Source organism: Pseudomonas sp. AC252 (assembly GCF_979258105.1).
In genome coordinates, this window is record NZ_OZ409837.1 from 4009757 (window position 1) to 4033174 (window position 23418).

18 protein-coding genes, 5 tRNA genes and 2 pseudogenes are annotated in these 23418 nt (G+C 60.0%); 18 read left to right on the forward strand and 7 right to left on the reverse strand.

Annotation, left to right across the window (positions count from 1 at the left end):
• The first annotated feature begins 76 nt into the window (after positions 1-76).
• The 4 genes from ACZZZ4_RS18140 to ACZZZ4_RS18155 all read left to right on the forward strand — a co-directional run bounded on the left by ACZZZ4_RS18140 (position 77) and on the right by ACZZZ4_RS18155 (position 4426).
• Positions 77-943 (forward strand): pirin family protein, encoded by an 867-nt coding sequence (locus ACZZZ4_RS18140; protein ID WP_463548374.1) that lies wholly within the window; start codon positions 77-79, stop codon positions 941-943.
• Between the two features lie 226 nt (positions 944-1169).
• Positions 1170-2612 (forward strand): mechanosensitive ion channel domain-containing protein, encoded by a 1443-nt coding sequence (locus tag ACZZZ4_RS18145; protein ID WP_463548375.1) that lies wholly within the window; start codon positions 1170-1172, stop codon positions 2610-2612.
• 83 nt (positions 2613-2695) lie between these two features.
• Complete coding sequence (xth, locus tag ACZZZ4_RS18150) at positions 2696-3490, forward strand: exodeoxyribonuclease III (protein ID WP_130887377.1); 795 nt, start codon at positions 2696-2698, stop codon at positions 3488-3490.
• 102 nt (positions 3491-3592) lie between these two features.
• On the forward strand, positions 3593-4426 hold the full coding sequence (locus ACZZZ4_RS18155) for an arylamine N-acetyltransferase family protein (protein WP_463548376.1): 834 nt from the start codon (positions 3593-3595) through the stop codon (positions 4424-4426).
• Here the strand turns inward: ACZZZ4_RS18155 and ACZZZ4_RS18160 are convergent.
• Positions 4423-4758 (reverse strand): BrnA antitoxin family protein, encoded by a 336-nt coding sequence (locus ACZZZ4_RS18160; protein ID WP_129999138.1) that lies wholly within the window; start codon positions 4756-4758, stop codon positions 4423-4425. The two genes, ACZZZ4_RS18155 and ACZZZ4_RS18160, sit on opposite strands and share 4 nt — an antisense overlap.
• A 3-nt stretch (positions 4759-4761) precedes the next feature.
• On the reverse strand, positions 4762-5046 hold the full coding sequence (locus ACZZZ4_RS18165; protein ID WP_463548377.1) for a BrnT family toxin: 285 nt from the start codon (positions 5044-5046) through the stop codon (positions 4762-4764).
• Between the two features lie 253 nt (positions 5047-5299).
• On the opposite strand from ACZZZ4_RS18165, the pseudogene ACZZZ4_RS18170 reads away from it, so the two are divergent.
• Positions 5300-6822 (forward strand): annotated as a pseudogene (locus tag ACZZZ4_RS18170) (nucleobase:cation symporter-2 family protein).
• Positions 6823-6935: 113 nt separating this feature from the next.
• Here the strand turns inward: ACZZZ4_RS18170 and ACZZZ4_RS18175 are convergent.
• A tRNA-Asn gene (locus tag ACZZZ4_RS18175) sits at positions 6936-7011 on the reverse strand.
• Positions 7012-7230: 219 nt separating this feature from the next.
• On the opposite strand from ACZZZ4_RS18175, the gene ACZZZ4_RS18180 reads away from it, so the two are divergent.
• A complete protein-coding gene (locus tag ACZZZ4_RS18180; RefSeq protein ID WP_039762028.1) occupies positions 7231-7461 on the forward strand; it encodes a hypothetical protein in 231 nt (76 codons plus the stop codon).
• Here the strand turns inward: ACZZZ4_RS18180 and ACZZZ4_RS18185 are convergent.
• Entirely contained in the window at positions 7458-7658 is a 201-nt protein-coding gene (locus ACZZZ4_RS18185) for a hypothetical protein (RefSeq protein WP_016773917.1), read from the reverse strand. The two genes, ACZZZ4_RS18180 and ACZZZ4_RS18185, sit on opposite strands and share 4 nt — an antisense overlap.
• Positions 7659-7897: 239 nt before the next feature.
• Positions 7898-9094 (reverse strand): amino acid aminotransferase, encoded by a 1197-nt coding sequence (locus ACZZZ4_RS18190; RefSeq protein ID WP_016773918.1) that lies wholly within the window; start codon positions 9092-9094, stop codon positions 7898-7900.
• A gap of 337 nt (positions 9095-9431) precedes the next feature.
• On the opposite strand from ACZZZ4_RS18190, the gene uvrB reads away from it, so the two are divergent.
• From uvrB to ACZZZ4_RS18245, 11 genes are all read left to right on the forward strand, one after another.
• Positions 9432-11447 carry an excinuclease ABC subunit UvrB gene (gene uvrB / locus ACZZZ4_RS18195; RefSeq protein WP_039762031.1) on the forward strand — a complete coding sequence of 672 codons (2016 nt, stop codon included), beginning with the start codon at positions 9432-9434 and terminating at the stop codon, positions 11445-11447.
• Positions 11448-11608: 161 nt separating this feature from the next.
• Positions 11609-13090 carry a glutamate--tRNA ligase gene (gene gltX, locus ACZZZ4_RS18200; RefSeq protein WP_463548378.1) on the forward strand — a complete coding sequence of 494 codons (1482 nt, stop codon included), beginning with the start codon at positions 11609-11611 and terminating at the stop codon, positions 13088-13090.
• Positions 13091-13278: 188 nt separating this feature from the next.
• A tRNA-Ala gene (locus ACZZZ4_RS18205) sits at positions 13279-13354 on the forward strand.
• Between the two features lie 79 nt (positions 13355-13433).
• Positions 13434-13509, forward strand: a tRNA-Glu gene (locus tag ACZZZ4_RS18210).
• 53 nt (positions 13510-13562) lie between these two features.
• Positions 13563-13638: transfer RNA gene (locus ACZZZ4_RS18215), tRNA-Ala, on the forward strand.
• An 80-nt stretch (positions 13639-13718) separates the two neighbouring features.
• Positions 13719-13794: transfer RNA gene (locus tag ACZZZ4_RS18220), tRNA-Glu, on the forward strand.
• 182 nt (positions 13795-13976) lie between these two features.
• On the forward strand, positions 13977-14516 hold the full coding sequence (locus ACZZZ4_RS18225) for a TetR/AcrR family transcriptional regulator (RefSeq protein ID WP_039762033.1): 540 nt from the start codon (positions 13977-13979) through the stop codon (positions 14514-14516).
• A gap of 30 nt (positions 14517-14546) precedes the next feature.
• Positions 14547-15380, forward strand: coding sequence for an alpha/beta fold hydrolase (locus ACZZZ4_RS18230; protein ID WP_016773922.1), 834 nt, complete (start codon positions 14547-14549; stop codon positions 15378-15380).
• Between the two features lie 46 nt (positions 15381-15426).
• A complete protein-coding gene (locus tag ACZZZ4_RS18235; RefSeq protein ID WP_129999133.1) occupies positions 15427-15870 on the forward strand; it encodes an acyl-CoA thioesterase in 444 nt (147 codons plus the stop codon).
• Positions 15871-16043: 173 nt separating this feature from the next.
• Positions 16044-17003: a tRNA dihydrouridine synthase gene (locus tag ACZZZ4_RS18240; RefSeq protein ID WP_039762034.1), complete on the forward strand. Its 960-nt coding sequence runs from the start codon at positions 16044-16046 to the stop codon at positions 17001-17003.
• Between the two features lie 118 nt (positions 17004-17121).
• A complete protein-coding gene (locus tag ACZZZ4_RS18245; protein ID WP_039762036.1) occupies positions 17122-17565 on the forward strand; it encodes an Hsp20 family protein in 444 nt (147 codons plus the stop codon).
• Between the two features lie 51 nt (positions 17566-17616).
• Here the strand turns inward: ACZZZ4_RS18245 and ACZZZ4_RS18250 are convergent, their stop codons facing one another.
• Positions 17617-20895 carry a PAS domain S-box protein gene (locus ACZZZ4_RS18250; RefSeq protein WP_463548379.1) on the reverse strand — a complete coding sequence of 1093 codons (3279 nt, stop codon included), beginning with the start codon at positions 20893-20895 and terminating at the stop codon, positions 17617-17619.
• A 63-nt stretch (positions 20896-20958) separates the two neighbouring features.
• Positions 20959-21848: pseudogene (locus tag ACZZZ4_RS18255) on the reverse strand (LysR family transcriptional regulator).
• 139 nt (positions 21849-21987) lie between these two features.
• Here ACZZZ4_RS18255 and leuC point away from each other — a divergent pair.
• A complete protein-coding gene (leuC, locus tag ACZZZ4_RS18260; protein WP_310407352.1) occupies positions 21988-23418 on the forward strand; it encodes a 3-isopropylmalate dehydratase large subunit in 1431 nt (476 codons plus the stop codon).

Genomic DNA, 23418 nt, shown 5'->3' on the forward strand with positions numbered 1-23418 from the left:
GCCGGTTCTAGCCCTCTAGTCGAATATTCGATATGCCCTTAGGCTTAATCCAATGAATCCCCACATTGGAGACCCCATGAAAAACATCATCGGCATCTACACCAGCCCGCGCGGCCATTGGGTCGGCGATGGGTTCCCGGTACGCACGCTGTTTTCCTACGACAACCTGGGCAAGCACATCAGCCCGTTTCTGCTGCTCGATCACGCCGGTCCCGCCGAATTCACCCCGACCACCGAGCAGCGTGGCGTCGGCCAGCACCCGCATCGTGGTTTCGAAACCGTGACCATTGTTTACGACGGCGAAGTGCAGCATCGTGATTCCACTGGCAGTGGCGGCACCATCGGCCCGGGTGACGTGCAGTGGATGACCGCAGCGTCCGGGATCCTCCACGAGGAATTTCACTCGGAAAACTTCGCCAGAACGGGCGGCAAGCTGGAAATGGTCCAGTTATGGGTCAACCTGCCGGCCAAGGATAAAATGGCTGCGCCGGGTTACCAGACCATTCTCGACCGCGACATTCCGAGCATCGCGCTCAACGACAACGCTGGCAGCCTGCGGCTGATCGCCGGTGAATTCGACGGGCACACCGGACCGTCGCGGACGTTCACGCCGATCGACGTCTGGGATCTGCGCCTCAATGCCGGCAAGCTGCTGACGCTCGATCTGCACGAAGGACGCAACACCGCACTGGTGGTATTGAAAGGCTCGGTGCAGGTCAACGGCGCGGAATCGGTTGGGGTAGGGCAGTTGGCGCTGTTCGAGCGCGACGGTGATCAACTCACTCTCAAGGCCAGCGAGGACGCGGTGGTGTTGCTGCTCAGCGGCGAGCCGATCGACGAGCCGATCGTCGGCCATGGCCCGTTCGTGATGAACACCGAGCAGGAAATCCACCAGGCCTTCGCCGACTTCCAGTCCGGACGCTTTGGCCGGATGCACGCCTGACGCTGAGCTTTACTGGCAACTGAAACGCCCCTGTGGGAGCGAGCCTGCTCGCGAATGCTCTGATCAGTCCAAGCGGTAGTGACTGCCAGGACGCCTTCGCGAGCAGGCGCGCTCCCACAGGTTTTTCAGCGTTTTCGAGACGCTGTTCATCCGCCGAAATCAATTGCTCCTACACTGTGCCAATCTGTGCGATCTTCTCGCGATTGGCCCTTGTCGGAGTTGTTTGATGCTGTCTCTGCTGACCGAACATCCGTTGTTTTGCGCATTGATCCTGATCCTGCTCGATCTTGGCCTGTGGCGGCTGATCAGCTCTCACGGCAGCGAATGGAAACTGCTGGTGCGGGTGCTGATTTTTGCCCTGTTCAGCATCGTTCTGTTCAACGAAGGCCTCAACCCGATGGAACCGGCACCGTGGGCCGACAACGTCCCGCTGCATCTGGCGGCGACCGGGTTGCAGATCGGTTGGTGGCTGTTCGGCGCGCGCACCCTGACGGTGTTGATCGGCGCGGTGATGATGCAGCGCGTCGGCCACACCGGCCGGCTGTTGCAGGACTTGCTGGGGGCAGTGATCTTCCTCATCGCCATCATTGCAGCGCTGGCGTACGTGCTCGATCTGCCGGTCAAAGGCGTGCTGGCAACCTCCGGCGCGTTGGCGATCATTGTCGGTCTGGCCTTGCAGAGCACCTTGAGCGATGTGTTCTCCGGCATCGTCCTCAACACCACCAAACCCTATCAACTCGATGACTGGATCTCCATCGACGGCACCGAGGGCCGCGTCACCGACATCGACTGGCGCGCCACGCGTCTGCAAACCAGCCAGGGCAGCATGGCCGTGATTCCGAACTCGCTGGCGGCGAAAGCCAAAATCATCAATTTCAGTCGCCCGAGCAATATGTTCGGGGTTTCGGTCAGCGTTCCCGTCAGCCCCCATGCCCGGCCCAGCTCGGTGATCGAGGCACTGGAGCGGGCGATGCAAGGCTGTCGGCAGTTGCTCGACACACCGGCGCCGAGCGTGTCGTTGAAAAGTTCTGCCAGCGGCAGCGCGGAATATGAAATCAGCGGATTTGTTGCCTCGATGGGTGAAAAGCGCGTGGTGCGTAATCAGTTGTTCGACCTCGCTTACCGGCATTTGCAGGCCTCTGGGGTCAATCTGCTGTCGAGCAACGAGACCAACGCCGTGCCGCAGTTGTCGCGGCCACGGGCGCTGCTGGAAAGCTCACCGATCTTCTCGACGCTGCGCGAGGAAGAGAAAGACACCTTCAGCCAGAACATGACCCTGCAAACCTTTCGCGCCGGCGAGACGATCCTGGCAGGCGGGGAGGTCAGCGATCATTTGTTCATCATTGAATCCGGCGTGGTTTCGGTGACGCTCAAGCGCCACGGTGCGCCGCTGGAATCGGGACGCATGGGGCCGGGCGAGGTGATCGGCGAGGCCGGCATTCTCTCGGACACCGCGTTGCCGGCGGATTTTTCCGCGAAGACTTTCTGCGCGCTGTATCGCATCGAGAAGTCCTACTTGAAACCGTGCCTGGACGCGCGCCATGACATTCACGATGCGATGCAGGCATTGCTCGATTTCCGCCTGCACAAGGCGCAGTCGCTGACCGAGGAAACGCCCGTGATCGCGCCGAAAAGAGGCTTCCTGCAGTGGCTGCGTAATCGCGTCTGAGCTATTGCGTTGTCATTCGATGCAACCTGCGCAGCGCTCTCAGGGTCACAATTTTCATTCCCACCGGGCAGGAGTTGCGGACAATGAAAAACCTGCGGATCGCCACCTTCAACGTCAATGGCATGCGTGCACGGCTGCCAAATCTGCTGGAATGGCTCAAGCGCGAGCAACCGGACATCGTCTGCCTGCAAGAGCTCAAATCAGTCGACAGTGCATTTCCTGCCGCCGAACTGGAAGCCGCCGGTTACGGCGCGATCTGGCAGGGCCAGGCGTCATGGAATGGCGTGGCGATTCTGGCGCGCGATGCGCAGCCGCTGGAGAGCCGACGCGGTTTGCCCGGCGATCCCGATGACACCCATAGTCGCTATATCGAGGCGGCGGTGCATGGCGTGCTGGTCGGTTGCCTGTATCTGCCCAACGGCAACCCGCAGCCGGGGCCGAAATTCGATTACAAACTGGCCTGGTTCGAACGCCTGATCAATTACGCAAAAGATTTGCAGAGCAGCGATCACCCGGTGGTACTCGCCGGTGATTTCAATGTCGTGCCCACCGACATGGATATCTACAACACGCGCTCATGGCTCAAGGACGCCTTGCTGCAACCCGAAAGCCGCGAGTGCTACCAGCGACTGCTGGATCAGGGTTGGACCGACTCCCTGCGCCACGTGTATCCCGAAGAACGCCTCTACACCTTCTGGGATTACTTCCGCAATCATTGGCAAACCAACTCCGGCCTGCGTATCGACCATTTGCTGCTCAACCCGGCCTTGAGCCCGTATCTGCACGACGCCGGCGTCGACGCCTGGGTGCGCAACGAACCGCATGCCAGTGACCATGCGCCGACATGGATTCGCATCGGCTCGCGGAAGAAACGCTGACCGGGTGATTGGCGAAATCAATTGTCGAAAGCCGTGCCTGATCCCGTATACAGGGCAATATTGACGCAGTGTTCTGCGACCCCCATGCATAAGGATCGAGCAATGAGTGCACCACGGCTGACCAATACCAATCTGTACCTGCAACGCCTTGGTTTCGACACAGCGCCGCCGCCGACGCTGGATACGTTGCGTCAATTGCAGTTGCGCCATACAGGCGTCTTTCCGTTTGAGAATCTGGCGACCATCACCGGGGCACCGGTATTGATCGATCTGCCATCCATTGAAGAGAAAACCCTGATTGGCGGTCGCGGCGGCTATTGCTACGAACTCAACCACCTGTTCTTCGCACTGTTGCTGGAATTGGGCTTCGACGCGCGGGCAATCAGCGGGCGCGTGGTGATGAATCAACCGGAAGGCAGCTGGACAGCGCGAACTCATCGTTTGAGCCTGGTCACCATCGACGGCGTGCGCTACATCGCCGACGTCGGCTTCGGCGGCATGGTGCCGACCGCACCGCTGTTGCTCGACAGTGAAGATGAGCAACCCACCCCGCACGAACCCTATTGCATCGAAAAGCTGATCGACGGCTACCTGCTGCGCGCCAAAGTCGCGGGCGAGTGGCGGCCGATGTATCTGTTCGATTTGCAGCGCCAGGAACACATCGACTACACCGTTGGTAACTGGTACGTCTCGACGCATCCCGACTCACCCTTTGCCCAGCGCCTGATGGTCGCGCGCACTGGCGACGGCTGGCGCAAAACTCTGAACAACGGCAGTTTTGCCATTCATCACATGGGCGCGGACAGTGAGCGGCGCGAGGTGGCGGACATCGACGAGCTGATGAAATTGCTGCGGCGTGAATTTGACCTTCAGGTGCCTGATTCTCCGCGTGTGCGGCAAGCGCTGGCTCGGGTAATCGCACCAGCCTCCATCTAAGGCTTTACGTCAGGCTCCAATACGCGACGAATCTCGCCGATGGCCGCCGACAACTTTCGCTCGAGACTCTTGAGATCGGTGGCGGTGATGCCTTTCTTGAATTGCCCCGACAGGCCCGAATCGTCAGAGCGGTCCAGCTGGCGTGCGCCATCAAGCAAAGCATGGCGAAGGGTGTTGTTGATCACAGTCTGGTAGCCAAAGCCCTCGGCTTCTGCGGCCGTACGCGCCGCTTCGATCACCGCGTCGTCAAGCATGATGGTGATGCGGGTCTTGCCCTTGTTCGGCGCTACTGCGCCGCGTTTACCTGCGGAAAAGTCATATTCGTCTTTCATCGGTCAAGCCTCCTGAAAATACGCGCGCCGTTCCCTGGGTGTGGCGAGACGTGCGGAAATGATTCGAACAACATTGGCTTCGCGGTACCTGTAAGCAACGGCAAGCACACGACCTTTGGCATCGAGGCCGAGGGTAATCCAGCGTTGCTCGTCATGGTCGTTGTCCTCAAGTGTCAGTGCGCGTTCGTCATGGAAAACCGGTTCGGCTTCGGCGAGGCTGATGCCTTTGTGCTTGAGTTTGTTGGCTGCGTTTTTGCTTTTGTCGTACTGAATCTTGAATGACTTCATTATGCATACTTTATATGTATAATGAAGAGCGCGACTGTACCGTCGGTCGCCGTGAACACTTCAGCCTAGTGGGCACTGGTGCGGACGCAGCGGGGATATTGTTGCCGGGTTTGTTGGGGCAAGAAGTGCAGGCTAGAAGGTTGGATGGCTACCTAACCATTATGTGACTGATAAGTTGTATACAACTCTATGGACATTTGTCCTGAGTATTGAATACAGTGTGCGCATAACAAAAACCAGGGAACCCCCCACCATGAAAACGCCCCATGTTTCACACCAACGGCCCGAGGACGAAAACCTCGGGGTCGGCGCGAATATGGCTTACGGCCTGCAACATGTTCTGACCATGTACGGCGGTATCGTTGCGGTGCCACTGATCATTGGCCAGGCGGCCGGTCTGTCGCCGGCGGACATTGGTCTGTTGATTGCTGCTTCATTGTTTGCGGGGGGCTGGCGACACTGCTGCAAACCCTGGGTCTGCCGTTTTTTGGCTGTCAGCTGCCGCTGGTTCAGGGCGTATCGTTCTCCGGCGTGGCGACCATGGTCGCGATCGTCAGCAGCGGCGGGGAGGGCGGTTTCCAATCGGTGCTGGGTGCGGTGATTGCCGCCTCGTTGATCGGCTTGCTGATCACGCCGGTGTTTTCACGCATCACCAAGTTCTTTCCGCCGCTGGTCACCGGCATTGTGATCACCACCATCGGCCTGACGCTGATGCCGGTGGCCGCACGCTGGGCGATGGGCGGCAACAGCCACGCGCCGGACTTCGGCAGCATGCAGAACATCGGTCTGGCGGCGGTCACGCTGGTGCTGGTGTTGCTGCTGAGCAAGGTTGGCAGCTCGACCATTTCGCGGTTGTCGATTCTGCTGGCCATGGTCATCGGCACGGTGCTGGCGGTGTTCCTCGGCATGGCGGATTTCTCCAGCGTCACCACCGGCCCCATGTTCGGCTTCCCGACACCGTTCCACTTCGGCATGCCGACCTTCCATTTCGCCGCGATTCTGTCGATGTGCATTGTGGTCATGGTGACCTTGGTGGAGACCTCGGCGGACATCCTCGCCGTCGGTGAGATCATCGGCACCAAGGTCGACTCCAAGCGCTTGGGCAACGGCCTGCGCGCCGACATGCTGTCGAGCATGTTTGCGCCGATCTTCGGTTCGTTTACGCAAAGTGCTTTCGCGCAGAACGTCGGGCTGGTGGCGGTGACCGGGATCAAGAGCCGTTTCGTGGTCGCCACCGGCGGCGTGTTCCTGGTGGTGCTCGGGCTGCTGCCGTTCATGGGCCGGGTGATTGCTGCCGTACCGACTTCGGTCCTTGGCGGCGCCGGGATCGTGCTGTTCGGCACCGTGGCGGCCAGCGGCATTCGCACCTTGTCGAAGGTGGACTATCGCAACAACGTCAATCTGATCATCGTTGCCACCTCGATCGGTTTCGGCATGATCCCGATCGCCGCGCCGAACTTCTACGATCATTTCCCGAGCTGGTTCGCGACGATTTTCCATTCGGGCATCAGTTCATCAGCGATCATGGCGATCCTGCTCAACCTGGCCTTCAACCACTTCACGACCGGCAACTCGGATCAGCAGTCGGTGTTCGCCGCTGCGGAAGAGCGCACCCTGCGCTACCGCGATCTGGCCGCGCTGCGTGAAGGCGACTACTTCAGCGACGGCAAGCTGCATGATTGCGATGGCAAGGAAGTGCCGGTGATCGAGCCGGATGACCACGACCATGGGCACGGCGCGCCGAAGGTGCAAGTGAAAAGCAGCGAACATGTCTGACCGCCACTGCTGAAACAGAAAAGGCCGCTCTGCCCACGCAGATCGGCCTCTTAATATTTTTCGAGCACCCACAAAAAAGCCCCTGAACCTTGCGATTCAGGGGCTTTGCTATTTGGCTCCACAACCTGGACTCGAACCAGGGACCCAGTGATTAACAGTCACTTGCTCTACCAACTGAGCTATTGCGGAATTGGTGCGTATGTTACTGATTCAAAAAGAGAAGTCAAGCGCGGGTTGGTAACTTTTACGATTCGTCAGGACGGACGGCATTTTGTCGGCGATTGGCGGTTACCAGAAAGGCCTCAGAGGTCTACCATGGCAGCCCGGAAGTGGTCACACGCGCTGCCGGCCATTCGCCGCAAAGGTACGCGCCATGACTCAAATCACCCGTAACACCGAGGTGCTCGCATGAGCACTGCACAGATCAGCCTGCCCAAAGGCATCGGCCCGCATGCCGAAAAACTCTTCGATGCAATCACTGGGGCAAGCACCGCCGAAGAATTGAACCGCGCTGGCGGCAAGGCCGAAGGTTTCGTCCTTGGTCTTGAAAGCAGCAAGGCCATCAAGAGCCAGGTCGCCGAATCGCTGTATGTGATTTACGACGATGCTGCCACTCAACGCTCGGCCGAGCTGACTTAACTGCCGAAGGTGATCGTGCCGAGCATGAGTTTGGCATAGGCTGCCGTCGCAGCCAGTTGCACCAGCCACAGGGCCAGGCCACCGAGGAATACCCCGGTGGCGACTTGCAGCACCAGGCTCTTTTCACGCTTGGCCGGAGCGCGCGGGATGAAATCATCCAGGTCATCACGGTCGGCGCGCAGGTTGTCGTTTTTCATATGGGTTCTCTTCAAAAATCTCGGGTGTACACAAAACCGGTAGGAGCTGCGGAACGCTGCGATCTTTTGATCTTGATCTTAAAACAAGATCAAAAGGTCGCAGCCTCGTTTCACTCGTCAGCTCCTACCAGCTCCTACCGTTCAGAATTGTGTGCATTCTAGAGGTTGCAAGGCGTTATCCGGGACAAATAAAAACGGGAAGCCGTTCAAGGCTTCCCGTTTTTCATCACGCGGCGAAATCAGATGACCTGAACGATCGCGTCCGTCACAGCCTTGATGTTGCTCTGGTTCAGCGCAGCCACGCAGATGCGACCTGTGTCCAGGGCGTAGATGCCGAACTCGTTACGCAGGCGATGCACTTGTTCAGTGGTCAGGCCGGAGTAGGAGAACATCCCGCGCTGACGACCGACGAAGCTGAAGTCGCGGCCTGGGGCTTTTTCCGCCAGCAGGGCAACCATCTGCTCGCGCATGCCGCGAATGCGCAGGCGCATTTCGGCCAGCTCGGCTTCCCACTGCGCGCGCAGTTCCGGGCTGTTCAGCACCGCAGCAACAATGCTGGCGCCGTGGGTCGGCGGGTTGGAGTAGTTGGTGCGGATCACGCGCTTGACCTGCGACAGTACGCGCGCGCTTTCTTCTTTCGATTCGCTGATGATCGACAGCGCGCCAACGCGTTCGCCGTACAGCGAGAACGACTTGGAAAACGAGCTCGAGACGAAGAAGGTCAGGCCGGATTCAGCGAACAGGCGCACAGCGGCGGCGTCTTCATCGATGCCGTCGCCGAAGCCCTGATAGGCCATGTCGAGGAACGGCACGTGACCTTTGGCCTTGACCACTTCCAGTACCTTGTTCCAGTCCGCCGGGGTCAGGTCGACGCCGGTCGGGTTGTGGCAGCAAGCGTGCAGGACAACGATCGAGCCGTTTGGCAGGGCGTTGAGGTCGTCAAGCATGCCGGCACGGTTCACGTCATGGGTGGCAGCGTCGTAGTAACGGTAGTTCTGCACCGGGAAACCAGCGGTCTCGAACAGCGCGCGGTGGTTTTCCCAGCTCGGGTCGCTGATCGCCACGACGGCGTTCGGCAGCAGTTGCTTGAGGAAGTCGGCGCCGATTTTCAGTGCGCCAGTGCCGCCGACGGCCTGAGTGGTGATGACGCGACCGGCGCTGATCAGCGGCGAGTCGTTGCCGAATAGCAGTTTCTGCACGGCCTGGTCGTAGGCAGCGATGCCATCGATCGGCAGGTAACCGCGCGAAGCGTGTTGCGCGACGCGAATCGTCTCGGCTTCGATCACTGCGCGCAGCAGTGGAATTCGCCCCTCTTCGTTGCAGTAGACGCCCACACCCAGGTTGACCTTGGTGGTCCGGGTATCGGCGTTGAATGCTTCGTTGAGACCCAGGATTGGATCGCGGGGTGCCATTTCGACAGCGGAGAACAGGCTCATTATTACGGCGGCTCTGAATGGAGAGTGGAGGGACGTGTAGCGCTCCAGCCGAATGCACTAGAGCGGTGCACAAACGGGGAGCTAGTATAGAGGCCATCACCGCGCAATGGCGACAGGCGAATCGGCTTTTGCGGTAAGTTTTTCCGATTATTTCTTGACCGTTAGTCGATTGACTTTGTCAGAGTCTTTACCGGATGTAGGACGTTTGCCTTGAAAGCCCGGGCAATCGCCACCACATTAAGCACAATCCAGATTTTTCTTGCGCGACATCGGTCGTTTGCGGTCGTCCTCGCGGTGCTCCGTCTGACTCGGAAATGCCGCGATTCCAGAGGTGTGTATGTCGGAATTCCAGCTAGTCACCCGCTTCGAGCCCGCCGGCGATCAGCCGGAAGCCATTCGCCAGTTGGTAGAAGGCATTGAAGCCGGGCTGGCGCACCAGACACTGCTCGGTGTGACCGGCTCGGGCAAGACTTTCAGCATCGCCAACGTCATCTCCCAGGTACAGCGTCCGACGCTGGTGCTGGCGCCGAACAAGACCCTGGCCGCGCAGTTGTACGGGGAGTTCAAGGCGTTCTTCCCGAACAACGCCGTGGAATATTTCGTTTCCTACTACGACTACTACCAGCCCGAAGCGTATGTGCCGTCGTCCGACACCTTCATCGAGAAGGACGCGTCGATCAACGACCACATCGAGCAGATGCGCCTGTCCGCAACCAAAGCGTTGCTCGAGCGCAAGGACGCGATCATCGTCACCACGGTGTCGTGCATCTACGGTCTGGGCAGTCCTGAAACCTATCTGAAAATGGTCTTGCACGTGGATCGCGGCGACAAGCTCGATCAGCGCGCGCTGCTGCGGCGCTTGGCGGACTTGCAGTACACCCGCAACGACATGGATTTCGCCCGGGCAACGTTCCGCGTGCGCGGCGACGTGATCGACATCTTCCCGGCGGAATCGGATCTGGAAGCGATTCGTATCGAGCTGTTCGATGACGAGGTCGAGAGCATTTCCGCCTTCGATCCGCTGACCGGCGAAGTCATCCGCAAGATGCCGCGCTTCACCTTCTATCCGAAGAGCCACTACGTGACGCCTAGGGAAACCCTGCTCGACGCCATCGAAGGCATCAAGGTCGAATTGCAGGAGCGCCTCGAATACCTGCGCAGCAACAACAAACTGGTGGAAGCCCAGCGTCTGGAACAGCGCACCCGTTTCGATCTGGAGATGATCCTCGAACTGGGTTACTGCAACGGCATCGAAAACTACTCACGTTACCTGTCCGGGCGTCCATCCGGCGCGGCGCCACCCACGCTTTACGACTACTTGCCCGCCGACGCGCTGTTGGTCATCGACGAATCCCACGTCAGCGTGCCGCAGGTCGGTGCGATGTATAAGGGCGACCGTTCGCGCAAGGAAACCCTGGTCGAGTACGGCTTCCGCCTGCCTTCGGCGCTGGATAACCGGCCCATGCGTTTCGACGAGTGGGAAGGGGTCAGCCCGCAGACCATTTTCGTCTCGGCGACGCCCGGCAACTATGAAGCCGAGCACGCCGGGCGCGTGGTCGAACAAGTAGTGCGGCCGACCGGTCTGGTCGACCCACAGGTTGAAGTGCGGCCGGCGCTGACCCAGGTCGATGACTTGCTCTCGGAAATCACCAAACGCGTGGCGATAGAAGAGCGGGTGCTGGTCACCACGCTGACCAAGCGCATGGCCGAAGACCTGACCGATTACCTCGCCGACCACGGCGTGCGCGTGCGTTACCTGCACTCGGACATTGACACCGTCGAGCGCGTCGAGATCATCCGCGACTTGCGCCTCGGCGTGTTCGATGTGCTGGTCGGGATCAACCTGCTGCGTGAAGGCCTCGATATGCCGGAAGTGTCACTTGTGGCGATTCTCGACGCCGACAAGGAAGGCTTCCTGCGCTCCGAGCGCTCGCTGATCCAGACCATCGGTCGCGCTGCGCGTAACCTCAATGGCCGGGCGATTCTCTACGCCGATCGCATGACCGGTTCGATGGAGCGGGCGATTGGCGAGACCGAGCGCCGTCGCGAGAAACAGATCGCTTTCAACCTTGAGAACGGCATCACCCCGAAAGGCGTGATCAAGGATGTTGCCGACATCATGGAAGGCGCCACCGTGCCGGGTTCGCGCAGCAAGAAGCGCAAAGGCATGGCCAAGGCCGCCGAAGAGAACGCCAAGTACGAAGCCGAGTTGCGCTCGCCCAGCGAAATCACCAAACGCATCCGCGCGCTGGAAGAGAAGATGTACCAACTGGCGCGGGATCTGGAATTCGAAGCAGCGGCGCAGATGCGCGATGAGATTGCCAAACTGCGCGAGCGATTGCTTACGGTATAAGGGATCGTTCCTTGTGGGAGCGAGCCTGCTCGGGAATGGCCTTCACAATCGGAAGGCCTTAGGGTATCTGGCTTAAATACCTGCCCGCTGGAGCGGGGCGGGTGTCGCCTGTTACCATTCGCCGCTTGATTGTTCTGCTCTTCATTTTTTCGAGACAAGCCATGACCACCGTCCGCACTCGCATCGCGCCATCGCCTACCGGGGACCCCCACGTAGGTACCGCTTACATCGCATTGTTCAACTACTGCTTTGCCAAGCAGCATGGCGGTGAGTTCATCCTGCGCATCGAAGACACCGATCAGTTGCGTTCGACCCGCGAGTCCGAACAGCAGATCTTCGACGCCCTGCGCTGGCTCGGCATCGACTGGAGCGAAGGCCCGGACGTCGGCGGCCCGCACGGCCCTTATCGGCAGAGCGAGCGCGGCGATATCTATCAGAAGTACTGCCAGCAACTGGTCGACATGGGCCATGCGTTCCCGTGCTTCTGCACCGCTGAAGAACTCGATCAGATGCGCGCCGAGCAAATGGCTCGCGGCGAAACCCCGCGCTACGACGGCCGCGCACTGTTGCTGTCGAAGGAAGAAGTCGCGGCGCGCCTGGCTGCTGGCGAACCGCACGTGATTCGCATGAAGGTGCCGAGCGAAGGCGTCTGCGTGGTGCCGGACATGCTGCGTGGCGACGTCGAGATCCCGTGGGATCGCATGGACATGCAAGTGCTGATGAAGACCGACGGCCTGCCGACGTACTTCCTCGCCAACGTGGTCGACGATCACCTGATGGGCATCACCCACGTGCTGCGTGGCGAAGAATGGCTGCCATCGGCACCGAAACTGATTCTGCTGTACGAATACTTCGGCTGGGAACAACCGGAGTTGTGCTACATGCCGCTGCTGCGTAACCCGGACAAGAGCAAGCTGTCCAAGCGCAAGAACCCGACCTCGGTGACGTTCTACGAGCGTATGGGCTTCATGCCGGAAGCGATGCTCAACTACCTCGGGCGCATGGGCTGGTCGATGCCGGACGAGCGCGAGAAGTTCTCGCTGCAGGAAATGGTCGACAATTTTGACCTCAAGCGGGTGTCCCTCGGCGGGCCGATCTTCGACATCGAGAAGCTGTCGTGGCTCAACGGCCAGTGGCTGCGCGACCTGCCTGTGGAAGAATTCGCTGCGCGGGTGCAGAAGTGGGCGTTCAATCCCGAGTACATGATGAAGATCGCGCCGCACGTGCAGGGCCGGGTTGAAACCTTCAGCCAGGTCGCACCGCTGGCAGGGTTCTTCTTTGCCGGCGGCGTGAATCCGGATGCCAAGCTGTTCGAGTCGAAAAAACTCTCCGGCGATCAGGTTCGTCAGTTGATGCAGTTGATCCTGTGGAAGCTGGAAAGCCTGCGTCAGTGGGAGAAGGACAGCATCACCGCGACGATCCAGGCGGTAGTCGAATCGCTCGAATTGAAACTGCGCGATGCGATGCCGCTGATGTTTGCTGCGATCACCGGGCAGGCGAGTTCGGTGTCGGTGCTCGATGCGATGGAAATCCTCGGCCCGGACCTGACCCGTTTCCGCTTGCGACAGGCGATTGACCTGCTGGGTGGCGTGTCGAAGAAAGAAAACAAAGAGTGGGAAAAGCTCTTGGGCGCCATCGCCTGATTGCTTTTGCTTCTTTGCAGGACTGCCGAAGGCTGCGATCTTTTGATCCTGCCTTCGGCGTTTCTCCCGAATTTACGGGGGAGGGCGGTAAGTGATTGTTATCCCGGCAAAAAATTTTGAAATTTTTCAAAAATAAGTTTGACAGGCTTTCGATACGCCCTTAAGATTCGCCCCGTCCTCAGCGATGAGGGGCTATAGCTCAGCTGGGAGAGCGCTTGCATGGCATGCAAGAGGTCGACGGTTCGATCCCGTCTAGCTCCACCAATTTACACTTCGAGGTCTGGCCACACCGGCCTTGAAGCGATCAACACTCAGCGTTGATCAGTTGTATAGAAGGGTTTGCGTCCCCTTCGTCTAGTGGCCTAGGACACCGCCCTTTCACGGCGGTAACAGGGGTTCGAGTCCCCTAGGGGACGCCAGTTTTACAGAAGTGATGTTGCAAGAGATCACTCCGCCGCGAGGCGAAAAATCCGGGGCTATAGCTCAGCTGGGAGAGCGCCTGCATGGCATGCAGGAGGTCAGCGGTTCGATCCCGCTTAGCTCCACCAATTTTACAGTTCAAGGTCTGGCCACACCGGCCTTGAATCGATCAGCTCTCAGCACTGATCAGTTGTATAGAAGGGTTTGTGTCCCCTTCGTCTAGTGGCCTAGGACACCGCCCTTTCACGGCGGTAACAGGGGTTCGAGTCCCCTAGGGGACGCCACGATTACCCGCTCTGCGGGATTTTATAAGGGTCATTCAATTATTGAATGGCCCTTTTGTTTGTCTGGCGTTTGGCCAACTCTCCTTTTTCCTTACACTGTGCTTCAGACCAGCGGTCATATTCATGACTTGCGGAATATTATTATGCGAATAATATTCTAGTCGTAATATTCGGAGGCAACGATGAACGATAAAAAAGCTCAAACCCGCGAACGCATCCTCAAGGCTGCCAGCGCCGCATTGATTCAGCGCGGCCCGGCAGACCCGAGCGTGGGCGAAGTGATGGGCGCCGCCGGCCTGACCGTTGGCGGTTTCTACGCACATTTCGAAAGCAAGGACGCGATGATGCTCGAAGCGTTCAAGCAACTGCTGGGCCGCCGTCGCGACTTGATTGCCGACATGGATGCCGATCTGACCGGCGAAGAGCGTCGAGCCTTGGTGGCCGCGTTCTACCTGTCGCGCAAACACCGTGATTCCAGCGACGCGGCGTGCCCGATTCCGGCTTCGATTGGTGAGTTGGGGCGTTTGCCGGAATCGTTCCGCATCGCGCTGAACGAGCATCTGGAGCTGATGGTCGCGCAACTGGCGGCCAGCCCGGAAGACACCGACAAGGCTCTGGCCGACGTCGCGCTGATGGTGGGCGGTCTGGCGCTGGCAAGAGCGCTGGGCCCGGGAGAGTTATCCGATCGACTGCTGCGCGCTGCCAAGTCGGCGGTGCGTTGACCTGAAGGCAGCAAGCCTGAGGAGAGAGCGATGAACGCGTTGAAGTGGGTTCGTGGCGTTAACGGTACCTTGGGCTGGTTTGCACCGAAACTGGTGGCGAGCAAAATGCGCCTGGCGTTCATGACGCCCCGCGCACTACCGCTGCGGGATTGGGAGCTGCCGCTGTTGGCCAGCTCCGAACGCATCACGTTGCGCTTCGGCCTGTCGGCGCTGCGCTGGGGCCAAGGCCCTACGGTGCTGCTGATGCATGGTTGGGAAGGGCGGCCAACGCAATTCGCTTCGCTGATCAATGCGCTGGTCGATGCCGGTTATACAGTCGTCGCACTCGACGGCCCGGCCCATGGTCGCTCCCCTGGGCGCGAAGCCAATGTGGTGCTGTTCGCTCGCGCCATGCTTGAAGCCGCTGCCGAATTGCCGCCGCTGCAAGCGGTGATCGGTCACTCCATGGGCGGCGCCAGCGCGATGCTCGCTGTGCAATTGGGGTTGCGCACCGAAACCCTGGTCAGCATCGCCGCACCGTCGCGCATTCTCGGTGTACTGCGCGGATTCGCGCGCATGGTCGGCATGCCGCCGCGCGCGCGCTCGGCGTTCATTCGTCAAGTCGAGCAGGACGTCGGCATGCGCGCCGCGACGCTTGACGTTGCCCACTATCAACTGGATATGCCCGGCCTGATCGTGCATGCCGAGGACGACAATTTCGTCTCGGTAAAGGAATCGCAATTGATTCACGAAGCCTGGTTCGACAGTCGCCTGCTGCGCCTGGAAAGCGGCGGCCATCAACGCGTGCTGGCCGACCCTCGAGTGATTGATGGTGTGTTATCACTGCTTGCCGGTCGCAGCCTTCAGGCGCGCCAATCGGCCTGAGCTCCGTTACACTGCCCCGGTTGAAAACTTTGACCGGGAGTGGGGCATGGGCTGGGATCGGGCAACGCCGTTTACCATTGATCTGCAAGTAGGCGCCGAAGACATCGACGGGCTCGGGCACGCCAACAACGCGGTGTACGTGACCTGGCTCGAGCGCTGCGCCTGGCGCCACTCGCAGCGCCTCGGCCTGGACCTGGTCGAGTATCGGCGGCTGGATCGGGCGATGGCTGTCGTCCGCCACGAAATCGATTACCTGGCCGCCGCCTATGAAGGTGATGAACTGCAACTGGCGACCTGGATCGTCGACTGGGATCAGCGCCTGAAAATGACCCGGCATTTCCAACTCAAACGCCCCAGCGACAACGCCACCCTGTTGCGCGCGCAGACCACATTTGTTTGCATCGAACTGTCGACCGGCAAGCCGAAGCGCATGCCCGCTGAATTTATCGAAGGCTATGGCCCGGCGATCCATATTGCAGAGGCGATGTAAATCTCACCCGTGGGAGCGAGCCTGCTCGCGAAAGCGTCAGGTCAGTCACGCATGCATGAGCTGACAGACCGTCTTCGCGAGCAGGCTCGCTTCCACAGAGATATGTGTTGTCCTGCGGTTTTCTGCGATATCCAGTAAACTGCCGCACGTTTTTCTCCAAGTAGTGTTTCCCCATGCAAATTGCTCTGGCGCCCATGGAAGGGTTGGTCGACGACATCCTGCGCGACGTGCTGACCCGCGTTGGCGGCATTGATTGGTGCGTGACCGAATTCATTCGGGTCAACGACCAGTTGCTCACCCCGGCTTACTTCCACAAATTCGGCCCCGAGCTGCTCAACGGTGCTCGCACCGCGTCCGGTGTGCCGCTGCGCGTGCAATTGCTCGGTTCCGATCCGGTTTGCCTGGCGGAAAACGCCGCGCTGGCCTGCGAGCTTGGCTCGGAAGTGATCGATCTGAACTTCGGCTGCCCGGCCAAGACCGTCAACAAATCCCGCGGCGGTGCCGTGCTGCTCAAGGAACCGGAACTGCTCAACCAGATCGTCGAGCACGTCCGTCGCGCCGTACCGGCGCACATCCCGGTCACGGCAAAAATGCGTCTGGGTTTCGACAGCCCTGACGGCTCGCTGGTCTGCGCCACGGCGCTGGCCGAAGGCGGGGCAGAGCACATCGTCGTGCATGCGCGGACGAAAATGGACGGCTACAAACCGCCTGCTCATTGGGAGTGGATCCCGCGTGTGCAGGACGTGGTCAAGGTGCCGGTGTTTGCCAACGGGGACATCTGGAGCGTCGAAGACTGGCGTCGGTGCCGCGAAATCAGCGGTGTCGAAGACATCATGCTCGGTCGGGGTCTGGTCTCCCGCCCGGATCTCGCTCGGCAGATCGCTGCGGCGCGCGCTGGCGAAGAGGTCGTCGAGATGACCTGGGCCGAGCTGATGCCGCTGATTCAGGACTTTTGGCTGCAGGCCAAGGCGCAAATGACCGCGCGCCAATCGCCCGGTCGCCTCAAGCAATGGCTGGCCATGCTGACGCGCAACTACCCGCAAGCCGTCGAGCTTTTCACCGTTCTGCGCCGCGAAACCGAGCCGGATCAGGTCTCGCGTTTGCTCGGATTGCCGCTCGTCGAGGCCGCATAAAAATCTCAAAATAATCTCTTGAAATCAAAACAGCGGTCCCTATCTAAGGGTTACGCGATGCCGAATTCGGGTCGCGGAGACACAAAACCTTGCTGATTGTTTTCAGGAGATTTGAATCATGAGTACTGCATTTTCTCTCGCGCCACTGTTCCGTTCCTCGGTAGGTTTCGACCGTTTCAACGACCTGTTCGAAACCGCCCTGCGCAACGAGCCAGGCAGTAGCTACCCACCTTACAACGTTGAAAAACACGGTGATGACCAATACCGTATCGTCGTTGCGGCCGCCGGTTTCCAGGAAGAAGACCTGGACCTGCAAGTCGAGAAGGGTGTGCTGACCATCAGTGGCGGCAAGCGTGACACTGACGAGAGCGTCACGTTCTTGCATCAAGGCATCGCCCAGCGAGCCTTCAAGCTGTCGTTCCGTCTGGCCGATCACATCGAGATCAAAGACGCTGCCCTGCGCAACGGCCTGCTGAGCATTGACCTGCTCCGTGTGATCCCGGAAGAAGCGAAAGCCAAGCGCATCCCGATCAATGGAGCGCAGCAGCCCGTTCTGCAATAACCCCAGGGCAACAAAAAAGGGCGCCAGCGATGGCGCCCTTTTTTGCGTCCGCTATTCGAGCAGTTTCTTCAGATCCTCCAGCGCCACCGGCCGGCTGTGCAAATAGCCCTGATACAAATGGCAGTCCAACCCCTGCAAAAACGCCAACTGCTCCGGCGTCTCCACGCCTTCGGCAATGACTTCCAGCTCGAGGCTGCGGGCCATCGCGACAATTGCGCGAATGATCTCCGCGACATTGGAGTCGGTGGTCGCATCGCGGATAAACGACTGGTCGATTTTCAGCGTGTCGACCGGCAGCCGTTTCAGGTACGTCAGTGATGAATAACCGGTGCCGAAATCGTCCATGGCGAAACTCACGCCGAGCTTTTTCAAGCGGCGCATTTTGCTGATGGTGTCGTCCAGATTCTGAATGACGATGCCTTCGGTGATCTCCAGTTTCAGCAGCGAGCAGGGCAGGCCGTGGCTGGTCATGCTGTGTTCGATGCGTTCGACGAAATCGTTCTGGCGGAACTGCCGCGGGCTGATGTTCACGCACAGGCTGAAGTTGTGCGGGTCGACCAGTTTCAGCGCGATCAGTTGTTTGAAGGCGTTGCAGGCTTCATCGAGGATCCACGTGCCGACTTCAAGGATCAGACCGCTGTCTTCCAGCACTTTGATGAACTCGGTGGGCGATTGCGCGCCGAGTTCGGGATGGTTCCAGCGCACCAGGGCTTCGGCGCCAATGATGCGGTTGTCGCGGGCATCGACTTGCGGCTGAAAGTGCACGTTGAACTCGCCGCGCGATAGCGCCAGACGCAGATCGGTCTCCATGCGCAAGCGTTCGCTGGCCGCTTTCTGCATGGTGTTGTGATACATCTGCGTGGTGTTGCGCCCGGAGTCCTTGGCGCGGTACAGGGCGATGTCGGCGCGTTTGAGCAGGTCGGTCGGCGTCGAGCCATGATCGGGAATCAATGCAACGCCAATGCTCGGCGTCACTTGCAGGCGCTGGCCATCGAGGAACATCGGCTCCGAAAGCAATTCGCGAATGGTGTCGGCCAGGGCACGTACTTGCTCGCTGACCTCACTGCGCGAACCTTCGAGGCCGCTGAGCAACACCACGAATTCATCGCCACCGAGGCGCGCCACCGTGTCTTCCATGCGCACGCTGGCTTCGAGCCGCGCGGTGATGATTTTCAGCACGGTGTCGCCGACCGGGTGGCCGAGGGAATCGTTGATGTGCTTGAAGTGATCAAGGTCGAGGAACAGCAAGGCGCCGCGCAGATTGTGGCGCTTGAGCAGGGCGATCTGCTGACTCAGGCGATCCATCAGCAGGGCGCGGTTGGGCAGGTTGGTCAGCGGGTCGTGATAGGCCAGGTGACGAATCTGTGCTTCGGCGTTCTTCAACAGGCTGACGTCGCGCGCGGTAAGCAGCAGGCAGGCGGTTTCATTGAGGGTGATTGGCTCGACCGAGACTTCCACGGTGAGCAATTCGCCGCGCTTGTTGCGCCCGAGCATTTCCTGATGATGCACGCGGCCCTTGATCTGCAATTCGGCGAGTAAGGTCGAGCGCTGTTTCTCTTCGGCCCAGATCCCCACCTGATAAACGGTTTTGCCCACTACTTCGTCAGCGCGGTAGCCGGTGAGGCGACAGAAGCCATCGTTGACCTCCAGATAACGCCCGGTGTCGCGCTCGGTGATGGTGATGGCGTCGGGGCTGGAATGGAACGCCTTGGCAAATTTTTCTTCACTGGCCTTAAGCGCCGCTTCCGAGCGCTGTTGCTGGGTGATGTCGCGCAGGGTGGTGACGATGCACGGCTGATTGCCGACGCTGATCTGCCGGCTGGAAATCACGCAGGTCAGCGACTGGCCGTCCTTGTGCTGGACGAGAATGGCCACGTTGCTCAGGCCTTGTTCGCGAATCACCCGTTCGATGCGTTGCAGGCTTTTTGCCGAGGCGTCCCACAGGCCGATTTCCTCGGCGGTGTGGCCGATCACATCGGCGGCGCTCCAGCCAAAGGTTTGGCTGAAGCTCGAATTGATCTCGATGAACTCCCCGGTTTCCTGGCGCGTCACGCAGATCGGATCGGGGCTGACCTGGAACAGCGTGGCGAATTTTTCTTCCGATGCCACCAGCCGCTGCTCCCGCTCGACCTGATCGGTGATGTCCAGCAGCGTGCCGGCCATGCGCAGCGGCGCGCCGTTGTCGTCGCGGTACAGGCGGGCGCGGCTTTCCAGATAGCGCGAGCTGCCGTCGGGCAATTGCACGCGATAGGTCAGTTGATAATTGCCGGCGGGGCCCTCGCGCAGGCTGCGGTAGGCGTCGCGCATAGTGTCGCGCTCCTCGCCCGGCACGCCTTCGAAAAACTCCTCGAATGATTCATGGAATGGAATCGGCTCCAGCCCGTGCAATTGCGCAGCGCGCGCCGAGCCGTAAAGCATGCCGCTGGGGATGTGCCAGTCCCAGGTGCCAAGTTGTGCTGAATCCAGCGCCAGGTCGAGGCGTTCCTGGCTGTCCTTCAAGGCCAGTTCGGCGGCTTTGCGTTCGGTGGTGTCGAGGAACGTGCTGAGCAGATAGGGCTGGCCCTCGAGCTCGACTTTCTGCGCGCTGAGGATGCCGTCGTGGACTTGGCCGTTGCTGGCGCGGAACTGCACTTCCATGCTGATCAGTTCGCCCTTGGCCTTGGTTTTTTTCACCAGTTCGGCACGTTGCTCGGGATGCACCCACAAGCCCAGTTCCAGGGTGGTGCGGCCGATCGCGCTTTGCACCGGCCAGCCGAACAGGCTTTCGAAATACTGATTGGCCTCGCTGATCAGGCCGTCCTCCTGACGGGTCAGCAGCACCATGTTCGGGCACAGGTGGAAAAGTGTAGCGAAACGTTTCTCCGAGCTGCTCAGGGCCTGCTCGCGCTGGCGTTGGTGGGTGATTTCGCGAATCACCCCGATCATTCGGGGCCGACCGTTCTTGTCCGGCAACAGGCTGCCGCTGATCTCCAGCCAGTGCAGGCTGCCGTCGGGCCAGCGAATGCGGTGATGCATCGCCTGCTCCAGCGGGGCGCCGGCGATCACTGCGTGGAACGCGCGCACGGTTTTCGCGCGGTCTTCCGGCGGCAGCAGGTCGAGATATTCCAGGTCGGCGGGCAACGGCTGCCGTGGATCGAAACCGAACAACGCCTGGGTGCCCCGCGACCAGCTGATCTGGCCACGCTCGATGTCCCAATACCACGCGCCGAGCCGCGCGCCGTTGAGTGCAGCGAGCAGTTGCGGCGCGCTTTCCCAGCTCTGCTCGGAATGGCGCGGATCGACGGCCTGGATTCGCGGCATCGGCGGAGTTCGGTCAACGGATTTCGGCATTGTCAGCGGGCCTTGAGCTGAGTGGCGTTAGGCACAGGAGCGGCTCTATAGAAGTAGCACAAGTCAGGCCGGGATCCCTGGCCGATCGATTTGTGCATCCAGCAGGGCCATGAAGGCTCTAGCTGCATTCGATAGCGTCCGTTCGGTGTGCAAGATATAGCCTAGCTGGCGAGTGAGCTGTATGCCCGGCAATGCGATGCTTGCCACTTGTTCGTCGAGCATGGTGCGCGGCAGCACGCTCCAGGCCAGGCCAATGGAGACCATCATCTTGATGGTTTCCAGATAGTTGGTGCTCATGGCGATGTTCGGCGTGAGGCCTTGGGCTTCGAACAAACGCTGGACGATATGATGAGTAAAGGTGTTGCCGCCGGGGAAAACCGCCGGATGACCGGCAATGTCCGCCAGACTGACGACGCCGTTATTGATCAGCGAGTGCTCCGGGGCGACGACGAAATCCAGCGGGTCGTCCCATACCGGCGTGGCTTTGACCAAGGTGTGTGGCTCTGGCGCGAGGGTGATGACCGCCAGTTCGGCGCGGCCGTGGAGAATTTCCTCGTAGGCCACTTCCGAATCGAGGAACTGAATATCCAGCGCAACCTGTGGGTAGCGGCGGGTGAACTCCTCAATAGAGGCGGCAAGCGGTGCAGGCCGATGTGGTGACTGGTGGCCAGGGTCAGACGGCCGCTGACTTCACCGGTCAGGTTGGTCAGGGCGCGGCGGGTGTCGTCGAGCACATTGAGAATCTGATAAGCCCGTGGCAGCAGGGCACGACCGGCCTCGGTCAGGCCTACTTCGCGACCCAGTCGGTCGAACAGCCGCACCTTCAATTGCTGCTCAAGCCCGGCGATGCGCTTGCTGATCGCCGGTTGGGTCAGATGAAGGCGTTCGCCAGCGCCGGAAAAACTGCCGGTCTCGGCGATGGCAATAAAAGCGTTGAGGTTAGCCAAGTCCATGTCGCATTCCAGTTGGTTATCCAAAGCATAAAAAATATGAATTTGAGTTATTTAATCTAACCCCATAGGATCGGCCTCACAAGCCAAAGGGTTATTGATAAGCCCAGGGCATAGAAACAAGCTGATGAGGAACCGTCTGATGGCCGGCAAAACGCTCTACGACAAGCTCTGGGATTCGCATTTGGTCAAGCAGCGCGACGATGGCTCGGCGCTGATCTACATCGATCGTCACATCATCCACGAAGTGACTTCGCCGCAAGCCTTCGAAGGCCTGCGCCTGGCCGGGCGCAAGCCTTGGCGCATCGATGCCAACATTGCGACCCCGGACCACAACGTACCGACCACTCCGGAGCGCAAGGGCGGTATCGAAGCCATTGCCGACCAGGTCTCGCGTTTGCAGGTGCAGACCCTCGACGACAACTGCGATGAATACGGCATCGTCGAATTCAAGATGAACGACGTGCGTCAGGGCATCGTTCACGTGATCAGCCCGGAGCAGGGCGCGACCTTGCCGGGCATGACCGTGGTCTGCGGCGACTCGCACACTTCGACCCACGGCGCATTCGGCGCATTGGCTCACGGCATCGGCACGTCCGAGGTCGAGCACGTCCTCGCCACCCAGTGCCTCGTCGCCAAGAAAATGAAAAACATGCTGGTGCGCGTCGAAGGCCAGTTGCCGTTCGGCGTGACCGCCAAGGACATCGTCCTTGCGGTGATCGGCAAGATCGGCACCGCTGGCGGTAATGGCCATGCCATCGAGTTTGCCGGCAGCGCGATCCGCGATCTGTCCGTTGAAGGCCGCATGACCATCTGCAACATGTCCATCGAAGCCGGCGCCCGCGTCGGCCTGGTGGCGGCGGACCAGAAGACCATCGACTACGTCAAAGGTCGTCCATTCGCGCCGAAAGGCGAGCAGTGGGACATGGCCGTCGAAGCCTGGAAAGACCTGGTTTCCGACGCCGATGCCAAGTTCGACACGGTGGTCGAGCTCGACGCTGCGCAAATCAAGCCGCAAGTCAGCTGGGGCACTTCCCCTGAGATGGTTTTGGCTGTTGATCAGAAGGTGCCGGACCCGGCCAGGGAAATGGATCTGGTCAAGCGCGACTCGATCGTCCGTGCCTTGAAATACATGGGTTTGACCGCCAATCAGGCGATCACCGACATTCAGCTCGATCGCGTGTTCATCGGTTCTTGCACCAACTCGCGCATCGAAGACTTGCGCGCCGCTGCGGTGATCGCCAAGGGCCGCAAGGTCGCCTCGACCATCAAGCAGGCGATCGTCGTGCCGGGCTCAGGTCTGGTCAAGGCGCAGGCCGAAGCCGAAGGGCTCGACAAGATTTTCCTCGAGGCCGGTTTCGAATGGCGCGAGCCGGGCTGCTCGATGTGCCTGGCGATGAACCCGGACCGTTTGGAGTCCGGCGAGCATTGCGCCTCGACTTCCAACCGTAACTTCGAAGGCCGTCAGGGCGCCGGTGGCCGTACCCACCTGGTCAGCCCGGCCATGGCGGCGGCAGCAGCAGTGAACGGCCGTTTCATCGATGTTCGTGAATTGATCCAAGGAGCACAGTAA